The following is a 13,330-nucleotide window of genomic DNA, read 5'->3' as shown; positions in this document are numbered from 1 at the left end:
CCCTGATTGCGCGCGGCCGAGCGGGTGATGGCGCCCGCGACGGCTGACAGGTCTGTGGTAGGCCGGGCGCGTGTGGCTCAGGATGGAGAGCGAAGCGGAGACGTCGATGGCGCGACTGAAAGTAGGTATCGTAGGCGCGGGTAGCATCTCGGAGCTGCACGCCAGAGGATATCAAGAGGACCCGCGCGCGGAGATCGTGGCGGTGTGCGACCGCGATGAAGACCGCGCCATTCAACGCTCTCTGGATTGGGGTGCGCGCGCCTATTACACGAATTTTAGTGAGATGCTGGAGAATAAGGAGATCGACGCCGTCGAGATCCTTACCCCTCACTATCTGCACGCAAGCCAGGTCATCGACGCCCTGCAGGCCGGTAAGCACGTCTCGGTGGAGCGCCCCCTTGCCCTCTCGATCGAGGAGGCCAACCAGGTCGTGCAGACGGCCCGCCAGGTCGGAAAGATCGTGCAGGTCTATGAGCCCTGCCTCTTCTACAAGCCCCTGCTCGACGCCCGTAACCTGATTGACGCCGGGGAGATCGGAAAGCCTACCGGCATCCGCGTGGCGATGACCGTGGCAAAGGGGCAGAGCGATGTGTGGGATTTTGCCTCCATCGAAGACGAAGCCTCCCTCTGGCGGTTCGATCCGCAGCTCTCCGGCGGCTCGCCGATGCTCTACGATGTGGGTTATCAGACCTTCTGCATCGCGCTCTTTTTGATCGGCAATGTGGAGAAGATCGAGGTCTGGCGCTCGGAGACGGCCATCCGCGAGGGGCTGAAGCTCGACGCGCCGACGGTGGCGATGTGGAAGCATTTCCAGCAGGACTGCTACGGGACGATGACGCTCAACTACGCGCCCGAGCGCAAGCTGCGCACCCCTTATCACCCGCTGGAAGCGACCATCGCGGTGGAGGGCACCCGGGGGACCATCGACATCATCCGGTCCTCCGATCCGACGCAGCTTGAGGCGCCGGTGGAGCTTCGTCGCGACAGCCGCAAGGTGGCCTACGGCCAGCGTAACACCGCCTTTGAAGACAGCTTCGTGCGCGCCACGCGCAACTTCATCGGCGCCTGCCTGGGCGAAGAAGATCCGCTGCTGGGGGCCAATGAAGCCCGCCAGCTCCTGCTGCTGACCCTGGCCTACCAGGAGAGCTCGCGGCGAGGACGGGCGGTCAACCTGCAGCACGGCTGAGTGGCGGCCGGTGGTCGGGGTGTTGCCCGATCGCGGCGGCTCACGATGGAAATGAATTAAAAATCAGGTACCAAGAGGCTTCATGACCGAGCAGCATGATCTGGGGCGTATTTTTGTAGTGGAGGCGCCGCGGCGCTATGCGGTGCTGCTCAATGCGCGCGCCAAGGCCTGGACTGGCGAGGTCCATGAGGCGGTGCAGCGTTTTGTGCCGGCGCGTGATCTTTACCTGACCGACGACTTCCGCCAGGCGCAGACCACGGTGGAGCGCATCCTGGCGCAGGACTACGACGTGGTGTTTACCGGCGGGGGCGATGGCACGATCATGTTTTTGATCAACGCCATTGAGGCCGCTGTGAAAGCCGGCAAGATCGCCCGTGAAGACGCGCCGCCCGTGGGTGTGCTGCGCCTGGGCACCGGCAACGCGGTGGCCTCGTATGTGGGTGCCGGCCCGATCATCGAGGATCTGCGCGCTCTGCACGCCGGCGCTCCGCTCAAAGTCCACGAGGTCAACATGGTCGAAGACGGAGAGCATCGCTTTCCCTTCGGCGGCTTTGGCTGGGACGCCGACATCCTCAACGACTACGACCGCTTTAAGGCCGCGGTGCGCGACACCGCCCTGGAGAACTTCGCCACGGGGCTGGGCGGCTACGCCCTCTCGATCGGCTCGCGCACCATCCCCAAAGCCACCATCCGCGGCTCGCGCAACGCCCGCTTCACCAACCTCGGGGAGGTCGCCTACGAGCTCGATGAGCACGGCCGCATTGTGCGCGAGGTCGGCCCCGGAGAGCTGATGTATGACGGGCCGATGAAGATCACCAGCTCGGCCACGATCCCCTACTGGGGCTTTAAGATCCGCATGTTCCCCTACGCCAACTTAAAGCCGGGCTTCTTTGAGCTGCGTTCCTACAACGGCTCGATCTCCAGCATTCTGATGGACCTTCCGGCCTTCTGGAAGGGGGAGGTTGAGGAGGGCAAGCTCGGCGACTGGCTGGTGCAGCGGGTGGCAGTGGAGGTCGAAGAGGCGATGAGCTACCAGGTCGCCGGCGACGCGGCCGGCTACCGCACGAAGGTGGAATGGTCGCTCTCGGATCATCCCAGCCTGCTGGCGGTGCCGCTGCAATAAGGCGTTCGGCCCGCGCGGATGCGCTCTTTGCGCGGGGCCGGTTAAGCGCGCTTTACATCATGTCAAACACGGGGGGCTTGCGTCGCGCGCGCGCATTGGGGAAGGTGGGTTGATGTAGGTCTAATTCAACCTCCGCCCCCTGCTCGCGCTCTGATGCGCGTGGAAGAGGGCGCGGAGGTCGCCAACGCGCGCGGCGCGGGAGGAATGCGATGATGTCGAGAATGAAGTGGCTCTGCGGGATGCTGGCCCTGAGTACGGTGGGCCTTATGATGCCGGCCTGTGGCCCGAGTCAGACGATTGATCTTCGGGACGACGCCGGCGATGAGCGCGACGCCGACGATGAAGATCGCGACACGGGCAACGACCCCGACACCGGCTTTGATGCGGATGTGGACGATGATCCGGACGCCACCGAGGATCCCGACGCCGACGTCGATCCGGATGGGGGCAACGACCCGGATGCCGATGAGGATCCCGACGCCGATGTGGATGACGAGCCTGACGCCGACGATCCCGGCCCGCTCACCGATGGGGAGGCTGCGGCCCGGGCGATGATTGCCGGCTTCTGCGATGCGGTCTGGAGCTGTCCGGATGGCTCTCAGCAGGTGGCCTTTTTGAGCCTGACGCTGGGGCGCTACCCCGACGCTCAGGCCTGCACCGACGCCTGGCGCGCCGGCGCAGGCTCAATGGACCTCTCCGAGCTTATTCGCAGCGTCGATGAGGGCCGCATCGTCGTGGACCGCGACCTCCTCGACGCCTGCACCGACGCCATCGCCGAGGCGGCCTGCAACGCCGAGGGCGATCAGACGGGTATGCAAATTCCGGAGGCTTGCCGCACCGCGATGGCCGGCCAGGCCAGCGCCGGCGACGCCTGCATCAACCTGCAGGACTGCGCCTCCGGGCTTCGTTGCGACTACAGCTACGAGCAGGACGCCCCCTGCTACGGCACCTGCGTGGACCCGGCGGTGGCCGACGCCTGCGGCAATGATGGCATCTGCGATGAGGCCACCTCCTACTGCGATCGCAGCGGCACCGAGCCCGAGTGCGTGGACTACGAAGTTGGCGATGAGTGCACCGAAGGCGGCGGCGAGTGCGCCGAGGATTTTGTATGCGTGCGCGGCTACTGCCAGTTTGATTATGCGCCTGAGCCCATCAATCTGGCCGGAGAGGGAGAAACCTGCTCGCAATTTGACCAGACCTTCTGCCTGCCCGGGCTGACCTGCCAGACCTCCGCGGCCAATGGCAGCGTCACCACCTGCGAGCGCCCCCTGAGCGCCGGAGAGACCTGCGTCCAGACGGGCGACTGTGAGGCCGGCCTGCGATGTGGCGAAGAAGAGAGCGGCGGCGCCTCGATCTGCGGAGGGCTTCTGCCCCTGGGTGAGCCTTGCCAGGAGAGCGGTGAGTGTGAGAGCAGCTACTGCTTCTATGATTATGAGGTCACCGGCGATCATGGCACCTGCGCGATGCGCGAGGTCTGTGAGCTGCCTTAAACCTTGTGGGTAAGCCACAAAGCGCTGCCGCTCCCTATGGGGGCGGCAGTGCTGATATGGTGTAAGTGTTTGATCATGTTCAGGAAGTCGATGTTTTTAAGGAGGCAAAGATGAACGTAAAACAATGGACGATGCGCGCTCTGGCGCTCGCGATGGCCGCCGCGCTTATGGTGGGTTGCAGCGATGATCCCGATCCCTCGGTCGCCGAGCGTCAGGATGCCGGTCCGGACGCGGAGCTCGACTCCGATCCGGAGCCCGATACCACCGAGGAAGATGCCGGCGACGATGTCGATCCGGACGAGGATGTGAATCCCGACGCCGATGTCGATCCCGACGCCGATGCCGATCCGGACGCCGATGCCGATCCGCAGCCCGAGCTCACCGACGTGGAGCTGATCACTCAGGTGCTGGCCACGGGCTTCTGTGAGGCCGCCTACACCTGTGCCGACAGCTCCAATGAGGCCGCCTACCTGGTCGCCCGGCTCAGCCGTTTCGGCTCGGTGGAGGCGTGTGTGGCCGGCGGGGCCGAGTGGCTCGCGTTGTGGGGCTTCACCGGCCCGATCGACGCGGTGGCGGATGGGCGAGTGATCCTCGATCGCGACGGGGCCGATGCCTGCGCCGAGGCGCTGGCGACAGCCTACTGCGAAGCCTCGGCGCTTGATGGACCGCCGCCGGAGTGTGAAGCGATCCTCGAACCCACACGCAACGAGGGCGAAGCCTGCGTCGAGAACGAAGAGTGCATGGGCGATCTCGAATGCAGCCATGAGGGTTCCACCGAGTGCTACGGCACCTGTGTCGACCCGGCCATCGCCAATGCCTGCGGTGATGAAGGTGTCTGCCAGCCCTGGGAATACTGTGACGAGAGCGGTGCGGCGCCCACCTGCGTGCCTTACGCCGGCGCCGGCGACGAGTGCACCGAAGGCGGCGACGAGTGCGCCGAGGGTGAGCGTTGCACCTTCGGCCACTGCGAGGAGCCGCAGGCCGTGGAGATCGAGCTCATCGCCGAAGGTGAGGCCTGTGGTGAGAGCCCGCTGGCGATCTGCACGCCGGGCACGATCTGCGGCGCGGTCTTCGACAGCGAAGGTCAGCTCGACGAAGAAGCCGGCACGATCTGTGGTGCGCCGCGTGAGCTCGGCGCGTTCTGCGCAGAAGCCAGCGAGTGCCTCTTCGGACTGACGTGCAACGACGATGGTGTCTGCGCCGAGCTTGCAGCTGAAGGTGAGTCCTGCGAATCGGGCCTGGACTGCGCCAGCGGCACCTGCGACGACGGCGTGGAGTCGGTCTGCGGCGCACCGCTGGTCTGTGAAGTGCCCGCGCCCTGAGCTCCTTAAATAACGCCGGCGCTTTTGATGTCCGAAGCGCTGGTGTTCGAAAAAAGCCTGTTTTGATCCTCCGCGGATTAAAACAGGCTTTTTTTATGCCGAATGCCCGACGCCGGGCGCTGAGCGTTGCGGCTTAAAGGGCGTCGTAGTCGCGACGCCAGCGCTGGGAGAGGTCCACGTCGTGGAGGTAGCGCGCGACCTGCTGGTCGACCTCCTCTTCGCTCCAGCCCAGCTTTTTAGCCATATGCGCGGCGATGCGGGGCGCGGCCTGGCGGCCCTGATCGGCGGCCCGGTAGAAGATCTGGGTACGCTGCACGAGCATGTCGGTGAGGGTGGCGGCCAGCTCGTGGGTGATGGCCCAGTCGATCTGCACAAAAAGCTCGGGCCGGCCCTCAGTAACAGCCTTTCCGAGCTCCGGATCGACCGCCACAAGCTCGCCGAGGGCCGGGGCGCGGGTACCGTAGGTGTGGGCCAAAAAACGCGCCGAGAGTTCGCTGAGGTGGCCCTGGCTGGCTTCCAGGGTGTGTTGGGCGATGAGCTCAAAGGCCTCGTCGTCGCTCTCGGCCTCGGGCCAGTCGGCGGCGCCGGGCAGCGGGGAGGTGTCGGTGCGCGGGTTATGCACCGTCTCGGGGAGATGATCGCCCAGGCGCAGCATCTTCAGGGCCGTCTCCACAACTTCTGCCGACATGCGCCGGTAGGTGGTGAGCTTGCCGCCGGCGATGGTGATCAGGCCGTCTTCGCCCACCACGATCTGGTGCTCGCGGCTGACCTCGCTCTCGGAGATGTCGGCGCCCGAGGCGCTCCCCTGGGCCATCAGCGGGCGCAGCCCGGCCCAGGTGGCGATGACATCGTCGGCCGTGAGGGGATGTTCGGGGAAGTAGTCGTTGGCGGCGGTGAGCAGGTACTCCACGTCGCTGGCCTCGGCGTAGACCTGGCCCGGATCCCCCTTGTAGTCGGTGTCGGTGGTGCCGATGTAGGTCTGCTCACCCCAGGGGATGGCAAAGAGCACGCGTTTGTCGTCGGGGTGAAAACAGACCACGGCGTTGTTGACCGGCAGACGCGCGTGGTCGACGACGATGTGCACGCCTTTGGTGGGGCGCAGCAGCGTGGAGGTGGGCTCGGCGCTCAACGCGCGGGTGCGATCGGTCCAGGGGCCGGTGGCGTTGATCACGGCGTGGGCGCGGATCTCTTTAAGCCCCCCATCGCCGAGCATATCTTTGACGACGGCGCCCTGGATGCGGCCACTCTCTTCGTCTTTGATGAACGAGAGGGCGCGGGTCCAGGTGGCGATGGTCGCCCCGTGAGCGGCGGCGTCGAGGGCGCTCTCCAGGGTCAGGCGGGCGTCGTCGGTGGAGCAGTCGTAGTAGAGGGGCGCGCCTTTGAGCTCCTCGCGGGTCAGCGCGGGCTCTTCTTTTGCGACGTCGCGCACCCCGAGCTTGCGGTGGCGTTTGGGGGAGCGAAAGAGCGAGAGCCCCTCGTAGAGCCACATCCCCGCCTTGAGCGTGAGCAGGTTGTGGGGGGAGTTGCGGTAGACCGGAAAGAGAAAGCCTAAGGGGCGCACAAGGTGCGGCGCGATATCGAGCAGGATGCGCCGCTCGCTCACGGCCTCAAAGACCAGGCTGAACTCGAACTGCTGGAGGTAGCGAAGCCCGCCGTGCACGAGCTTGGAGGAGCGCGAGCTTGTGCCGTAAGCCAGGTCGCGGGCCTCCACCAGCGCGACCTTGAGCCCGCGACGCGCAGCGTCGCGGGCGATGCCCGCGCCGTTGATGCCGCCGCCAATGATCAAAAGATCGACGGGCTCTCCGAGCGCGTCCCACATCGCCTGTCTTGAGGTGTTTTTGCTCATAAGTCTTTGAATTTTTTGTGGAATTTAGAGGGGTTGGTGCGCAGGTTTGTGCCGCCCTCGGGCCGACGCCGGTCAACTTAATGACGGGGTGCGTCAAAAGCAACGGGGGGCTTCGATTCGTCGCGGCTGACGAGCGTGGGCCGGCGTCGGGGCGTACTATTACGCCGTGAGCTATCGTTGACGCTGTGTCTGCTGCATTGAGAGCACCGCGGGCTGCGTTGCAAAGCCTCGACGATGCTAAAGCATCGCCTGCGTTTTGCGCCTTGCCCGCGTCACTCTCAATTTCGCATCCACCAGCGTCAACTTCTGCTCACAGCGTAGTACTCAAGGCGTTGAAGATGTTTAGCTTTTCATGAACTGAAACGTCTGATGGGAGGGGGGATCGATGTGTGGACTTGCGGGGTTCTGGGACCGGCGCTGCGCGCGCTTTGAGCCGGTGATCTTTGCGATGACCAACGCCTTGCGCCACCGGGGGCCGGATGGGGCGGGCTACTGGTTTGACGGGCGTCACGGGCTGGCGCTGGGGCATCGACGCCTGGCGATCCTGGACTGCTCCGACCGGGGCCGCCAGCCGATGTTCTCGGCCGACGGGCGCTGGGCGCTGGTCTACAACGGGGAGGTTTATAACTTCGCCGAGCTCAAGGCCCGGGTGCTCGAAGCCACCCGCGGAAACTACCCCTTTGTGGGAGGCTCGGACACCGAGGTGATCCTGGGGGCGGTGCAGACCTTTGGCCTCGAAGAGAGTTTGAGGCAGATGGTGGGCATGTTTGCCATGGCCCTGTGGGATCGGGAGCGCGCCGAGCTGCATCTGGTGCGCGATCGCTTAGGGATCAAGCCTCTTTACTGGGCCTGGCACGGGCAGGTGCTGCTCTTTGGCTCGGAGCTCAAGGCGCTGCGGGCCTACCCCGGCTTTGATCCTCAGATCGACCGTCGCGCCCTGGCCGGGTTTTTGAGCCGCTCGGCCGTCGGCGGCGCCCACGCCATCTACGAGGGGGTCTACAAGGTGCGCCCGGGCGCGATGCTCACCATCCGCGATCCGGGCAAAGCCCGGGTCGAGGAGCATCGCTGGTGGCGCGCCGAGGAGGTCGTCGCGCTGGGGGTGCGCTCGCCATTTATGGGCGATGAGGAGCAGGCCACCGATGAGCTCGAGCGCGAGCTGCGCCGCGCCGTCGGTCAGCGCATGGTGGCCGATGTGCCCCTGGGGGCCTTTTTATCCGGCGGCATCGACTCGACGACGGTCGTGGCTCTGATGCAGGCGCAGTCCGGTCGCCCCATTCAGACCTTTTCGATCGGCAACGCCGAGGCCCGCTACAATGAGGCCAATGATGCCGCGCAGGTGGCGCGTTTTCTGGGCACCGAGCATACCTCGCTGATCGTGGAGCCGGCCGATGCGCTGGAGGTCATCGCAAACTTGCCCGCCCTCTACGATGAGCCCTTTGCGGACGCCTCGCAGATCCCCACCTTTCTGGTCAGCGAGCTTGCGCGCCAGAAGGTCACCGTGGCCTTGAGTGGCGACGGGGGCGATGAGGTGTTTGGGGGCTACAACCGCCATGTGTGGGGGCCGCCGATCTGGGAGGGCATGAGCCGGGTGCCCGTGCCCGTGCGCGAGCAGGTGGGGCGCGCGCTTTTGTGGCTGAGCCCGGGGCAGTGGGAGGCGCTTCTGGCCGGCCTCAACCAGGGCGCACTGCGCCCGAGCGCCAGGCTGCGCCGCCTGCTGGAGGAGCTGCGCGAGCGTCTTTTGGGCGCATCGGGAGCATCCTCCACAAGCTCCGAGCCCACCCCCGGCCGACTTCGACTGGTCGGCGACAAACTCCACAAACTCGCCGAGCTCCTCGACACCCCCGACGCCGAAGATCTTTACCGGCGCCTGCTCACCAACTGGCCGACCGGCCATCTGGCGGTGCGCGATCTGCAGGAGCCCCCCCGCACCTGGAGCTGGGACCAGGAGCCCCAGGTCGCAAGCCTGGCCGAGCGCTGGATGTACCGCGATCTGGTGGGTTATCTGCCCGACGACATCCTCACCAAGGTCGATCGCGCCTCGATGGGCGTGAGCCTGGAGGCCCGCGTGCCCCTGCTCGACCACCGCGTGGTGGCCTTTGCCTGGCGCCTGCCTTTAGGCATGAAGGTGCGGGGGCGAGAGGGCAAACATATCTTGAGGCGCGTGCTTTATCGCTATGTGCCGCGGGCGCTGGTGGAGCGGCCGAAGATGGGGTTTGGCGTGCCGCTCGATGCCTGGCTGCGCTCCGAGCTGCGCCCCTGGGCCGAGGCTCTGTTAAGTCCGGAACGCCTGGAGCGGGAGGGCTTCTTTCACCCCGAGCCGGTGCGCGCGATCTGGCGCGAACATATCAGCGGAAAACGCTCGCGGGCCTACGAGCTCTGGAACGTCTTGATGTTTCAGGCCTGGCTTGAGCATCAGCATCCCGGCCGCAGCCGCCGCGCCGCCGGCCGCACCACCAGCCCCACCCTGGTGGGCTCACCCTCGATGGTGGGTCGCCGATGAATGAGGTTTTTGCCTGCACCATCCTGATCTTCACCGGCGTCTTCGCCCTCTTTGTGGGCCAGACCCGGCTCCCTGGCGAGGATCGCCGCTTTGTGTGGATGAGCTTCTGGGCGCACGTCATCGCTGCCTTTGTGCTGATCGTGCTCACCTACGAGTTCTTCGGCCGCGGCGATATGGAGGTCTATTACGGCTATGGCGAGGCGCTGGCCGACTACATTCGCGTCGACCCGCTGCGCTGGGGCCCGGAGGTGCTGCGCCTGATCTTCCAGCAGCCCGCCGAGATCCCCATTGAGGTCTTCGGGCAGGAGGGGACGTCGACGACCACGATGATCGGCATCACGGCGTTTTTGCTGATTCTGACGGGCTCTTCGATGTTTGGCTGCGGGCTGATCTTGAGCTTTGTGGCGTTCAGCGGGCAGCTGGCGATGTACCGCACCTTCAGCGCGCATTTCGGCCGCGAGCTGCGCCTGCAGGTGATGGTGGCCACGCTGCTGGTGCCCTCGGCGGTCTTCTGGACGAGCGGGGTCGTTAAGGAGGCGGTGGCGATGGGGGGCTTAGGGTGGATGATCTACGGGCTGCACCGCCTGCTGGGCCGCCGCGGCAAGGGCTGGGGGATTTTATGGCTGGCCGCCGGTGCGGTGGCCGTGGCCCTGGTCAAGAGCTACATCCTCTTTCCGATGGTGGCTGCCGCCGCGCTCTGGTGGTACTGGCGGCGCGCGATGGCCACGCATGGTACGGTTGCGATTGCCAAAAAGCCCTTTCAGATCGCGATCTTAGGGGCGATGTGTGTGGGCGGTATGATCGGCCTGGGGCAGATCTTTCCGCAGTACTCCCTGGACTCACTGGCTGAGGAGACGGCCAACCTGCAGTACCAGGGCGAACGCATCCAGGGGGGCTCCTCGTACAGCATCGGCGACGGCACCACGACCAGCCTGGGGGGGCAGCTGGCCTTTGCGCCGCTGGCGATCTCGGCCTCGCTTTTTCGGCCCTTTATCTTTGAGGCCCATAACGCGGTGGCGGCCATCAACGCGGTGGAGACCACGCTGGTGCTTTTGCTCTGGGTGCGCATCTTATGGGTACTGGGGGCGAGGGGGGCGTGGCGGGTGCTGCGCAGCTCACCGCCGCTGATCTTTTGCGTGGTCTTTGTGCTGCTCTTCGGCCTGGGCGTGGGGCTTGCGACCACCAACCTGGGCACCCTCTCGCGCTACCGGGTGCCCATGATGCCGATGTACCTGCTGGTGCTCCTGATCTTGAGCGCGCGCCCCTGGCGGCTGCGCGCCGGCCTGATGGGAGGCCAGGGGACCGGCGGCGCGTCCTTTGCCGAGCCCACATCGAAGGCACGCACGCGCACATTTGCCTACTTCACCGAAGATTTTCGCAGGGGGGCGAGATGGAGAGGCCGTTAGTCAGCGTATATATCACCTGCCATAACTACGGGCGTTATCTGGAGCAGGCCGTCGAGAGTGTACTGGCGCAGAGCCTGCAAAACTGGGAGCTGATCATCGTCGATGATGCCTCCAGCGATGAGACGCCGGAGATCTGCCAGCGTTATCAGGAGCAGGATCCGCAGCGCATTCGTGTGCTGCGCCACGAGGAGGCGCAGGGCCTGCAGCGCAACGCCAACCGCGTGCTGGAAATGGCCCGCGGTAAGTACATCATGCGCCTGGACGCCGACGACTGGCTCGATGAGTCGGCGCTGCTGGTGATGAGCGAGCGCATGGAGCGCCGCGCGGAGGTGGCGCTGGTCTACCCCAACTACTTCTATGTCGACGCCGAGGGGCGTTTTCTGGGGGTGGAGCAACGCAAGCTCCCCGGCAGCGAGGCGCGCCTGCTCGACCTGCCGGCGCACGGGGCCTGCACGATGGTCCGCCGCCGGGTGCTCAAGGCGCTGGGCGGCTACGACGAGCGCCACAACGCGCAGGATGGCTATGAGCTCTGGCTCAAGGTCTCCCGGCATTATGCGGTGGAGGGGGTGGCCACGCCCCTCTTTTTCTACCGCCAGCACCCTGAGTCGCTCAGCCGTAATGAGGATCGCCTGCTCACCGCGCGTCGCCAGATCAAACGCTCCCTGGCCGAGAAGCTCGAAGGAGCGGTCAAGCCGCGGGTGGTGGGGATTGTGCCCGCCAAAAACACCTACAAGAGCATGCCGGACGTGGTCTTGAAGGAGGTCGGCGGCCGCCCGCTCATCGACCACACCCTGGAGGCGGCGCGGGCCAGCGGGCGTTTTGATGAAATCTGGGTCACCACCGACTGCCCGCGGGTGGTGGAGCACTGCACCATGCGCGACATCCCGGCGATGCTGCGCCCCTCCGCGCTCTCGGAGGCCGACCGCAAGCTCTCGGAGGTTGTGTACGACGCCGTCACGCGTCTGGAGACTGACCACGACCTTTTTGCCGATGTGGTGGTGGTGCTCAGCGCCCACAGCCCGCTGCGTCGCGCCGAACATATCACCAAGGCGCTCGACACTCTGGTGCTTTACGACGCCGACAGCGTGATCAGCGTTTACGAAGACTTCGACATGCACTTTCAGCATGGCGCCGACGGCCTGGAGCCCCTCAACCCCGCGATGATGCGTAAGCTGCGCCTGGAGCGCGAGGGGCTCTACGTCTTTAACGGCGCCATCACCGCGGTATGGCGCGACGCGATCCGCCCGGACGATTACCACGGCAAGAGCATCTCGCATGTGGTGATGCCCTGGCGGGAGAGTTTTCAGCTTAAGAGCGATTTTGATCGCTGGATGCTCGATCGCCTGCTGCGCGAAGACAACGAAGACCGGCAGGAGCCGCCCACGGCTGCTGCTGAATAGTACGCCATGAGCTCTCGTTGAGGTCGCGTCTGCTGCATTGAGTGCACCGCGTGCTGCGTTGCAAAGCCTCGACGATGCTTTCAGCATCGCCTGCGTTTTGCGCCTTGCCCGCGTCACTCTCAATCTCGCATCCAGCGACATCAACATCGGCCCAGGGCGTAAGAAGTGATTTGAGAATCAACAGGTTATGCGCTGCTTGTGAGGCGCCTTTAAGGGGAGGGAAACCATGCTTTTTGTCGCCGAGATAGGACTCAACCATGAGGGGAACTTCGACCTGGCCTACGAGCTGATCCGCCAGGCGAAGCTCTCCGGGGCCGATGTGGCCAAGTTTCAGTTTGGCTGGCGCGACCAGCCCGGGGAGCTCAACCATATCAACCCCGATATGGCCATGCAGCTCAAGCGTTGGTGCGAGTGGTGGGAGATCGACTTCATGGCCTCGATCATCAACGAGGAGGCCCTGGAGCTTGCGCGCCCGCTTAATCCGCGTCGCTACAAGATCGCCTCGCGCACCGTCGTCGATAAGCCGGAGCTTGTGGAGCGGGTGCTGGAGCAGGGGCGCGAGACCTACATCTCGCTCGGCTGGTGGACTGGCGAGGAGCTGCCCTTTGGGCCGCCCACCGACAAGCTGCGTTACATCTTCTGCCGCTCGCATTACCCCACCTACCCGGCGCATCTGGAGGGGCTGCCCGAGCGCTTTGAGCCCGAGGGGTACTACGGCTACAGCGACCACATGCACGGCATTGAGGGCTGCCTGCTGGCGATCGCGCGCGGCGCGCAATTTGTCGAAAAGCACTTCACCCTCGACAAGACCATCCGCGGGGTGCACCGCGACCACATCTTAAGCGCCACACCCTCCGAGCTCCGACAGCTGGTGGATCTGGGCCGACCGCTCAGCCGGCTCGCCAGGGGCTTGAGCGGCGATCAACCCGCCGTGGGCGGCGTGCCGGGCTAAACGAAGCGCGCCGACCTGGTCGGGGGGGCCGGGTCGGCGAAGGCGGAGGTTCTGACATCATTTCAGGGGCAAGGGGCAGGGGGGCGACAATGACGGAGCGAGCAA

9 protein-coding genes are annotated in these 13,330 nt (G+C 65.3%); 8 read left to right on the top strand and 1 reads right to left on the bottom strand.

The annotated features are described in order from the left end of the window. The first annotated feature begins 106 nt into the window (after window positions 1-106). From FRC98_RS12825 to FRC98_RS12810, 4 genes are all read left to right on the top strand, one after another. Entirely contained in the window at window positions 107-1,186 is a 1,080-nt protein-coding gene (locus FRC98_RS12825) for a Gfo/Idh/MocA family protein (protein WP_230467566.1), read from the top strand. Window positions 1,187-1,268: 82 nt separating this feature from the next. Continuing rightward, window positions 1,269-2,309, top strand: coding sequence for a diacylglycerol/lipid kinase family protein (locus tag FRC98_RS12820; RefSeq protein ID WP_146981833.1), 1,041 nt, complete (start codon window positions 1,269-1,271; stop codon window positions 2,307-2,309). A gap of 212 nt (window positions 2,310-2,521) precedes the next feature. Continuing rightward, window positions 2,522-3,799, top strand: a complete 1,278-nt coding sequence (locus FRC98_RS12815) for a hypothetical protein (protein ID WP_146981832.1) — start codon at window positions 2,522-2,524, stop codon at window positions 3,797-3,799. A gap of 110 nt (window positions 3,800-3,909) precedes the next feature. Next, on the top strand, window positions 3,910-5,121 hold the full coding sequence (locus FRC98_RS12810; protein WP_146981831.1) for a Dickkopf N-terminal cysteine-rich domain-containing protein: 1,212 nt from the start codon (window positions 3,910-3,912) through the stop codon (window positions 5,119-5,121). Between the two features lie 133 nt (window positions 5,122-5,254). On the opposite strand, the gene glpD is transcribed toward FRC98_RS12810, so the two are convergent. Next, a complete protein-coding gene (glpD, locus tag FRC98_RS12805) occupies window positions 5,255-6,940 on the bottom strand; it encodes a glycerol-3-phosphate dehydrogenase (RefSeq protein WP_230467565.1) in 1,686 nt (561 codons plus the stop codon). A 412-nt stretch (window positions 6,941-7,352) separates the two neighbouring features. Here glpD and asnB point away from each other — a divergent pair, with 412 nt between their 5' ends. The 4 genes from asnB to FRC98_RS12790 all read left to right on the top strand — a co-directional run bounded on the left by asnB (window position 7,353) and on the right by FRC98_RS12790 (window position 13,225). Next, window positions 7,353-9,467, top strand: coding sequence for an asparagine synthase (glutamine-hydrolyzing) (gene asnB, locus FRC98_RS12800; RefSeq protein ID WP_146981829.1), 2,115 nt, complete (start codon window positions 7,353-7,355; stop codon window positions 9,465-9,467). Further along, on the top strand, window positions 9,464-10,873 hold the full coding sequence (locus FRC98_RS21550) for a hypothetical protein (RefSeq protein ID WP_230467564.1): 1,410 nt from the start codon (window positions 9,464-9,466) through the stop codon (window positions 10,871-10,873). Before asnB ends, FRC98_RS21550 begins: the two co-directional genes overlap by 4 nt. Beyond that, on the top strand, window positions 10,858-12,273 hold the full coding sequence (locus tag FRC98_RS12795; RefSeq protein WP_230467563.1) for a glycosyltransferase family 2 protein: 1,416 nt from the start codon (window positions 10,858-10,860) through the stop codon (window positions 12,271-12,273). Before FRC98_RS21550 ends, FRC98_RS12795 begins: the two co-directional genes overlap by 16 nt. A gap of 226 nt (window positions 12,274-12,499) precedes the next feature. After that, entirely contained in the window at window positions 12,500-13,225 is a 726-nt protein-coding gene (locus FRC98_RS12790) for an N-acetylneuraminate synthase family protein (protein ID WP_146981827.1), read from the top strand. The last annotated feature ends 105 nt before the right edge of the window (window positions 13,226-13,330 follow it).

Source organism: Lujinxingia vulgaris, from assembly GCF_007997015.1.
Taxonomy (GTDB): domain Bacteria; phylum Myxococcota_A; class Bradymonadia; order Bradymonadales; family Bradymonadaceae; genus Lujinxingia; species Lujinxingia vulgaris.
This window is presented reverse-complemented; position numbering and strand designations above follow the sequence as displayed.

Bases quoted from the DNA above. Each gene is read 5' to 3' on its own strand.
- FRC98_RS12825 (WP_230467566.1), top strand. From the start codon at position 107: ATGGCGCGACTGAAAGTAGGTATCGTAGGCGCGGGTAGCATCTCGGAG.
- FRC98_RS12820 (WP_146981833.1), top strand. From the start codon at position 1,269: ATGACCGAGCAGCATGATCTGGGGCGTATTTTTGTAGTGGAGGCGCCG.
- FRC98_RS12815 (WP_146981832.1), top strand. From the start codon at position 2,522: ATGTCGAGAATGAAGTGGCTCTGCGGGATGCTGGCCCTGAGTACGGTG.
- FRC98_RS12810 (WP_146981831.1), top strand. From the start codon at position 3,910: ATGAACGTAAAACAATGGACGATGCGCGCTCTGGCGCTCGCGATGGCC.
- glpD (WP_230467565.1), bottom strand. From the start codon at position 6,940: ATGTGGGACGCGCTCGGAGAGCCCGTCGATCTTTTGATCATTGGCGGC.
- asnB (WP_146981829.1), top strand. From the start codon at position 7,353: ATGTGTGGACTTGCGGGGTTCTGGGACCGGCGCTGCGCGCGCTTTGAG.
- FRC98_RS21550 (WP_230467564.1), top strand. From the start codon at position 9,464: ATGAATGAGGTTTTTGCCTGCACCATCCTGATCTTCACCGGCGTCTTC.
- FRC98_RS12795 (WP_230467563.1), top strand. From the start codon at position 10,858: ATGGAGAGGCCGTTAGTCAGCGTATATATCACCTGCCATAACTACGGG.
- FRC98_RS12790 (WP_146981827.1), top strand. From the start codon at position 12,500: ATGCTTTTTGTCGCCGAGATAGGACTCAACCATGAGGGGAACTTCGAC.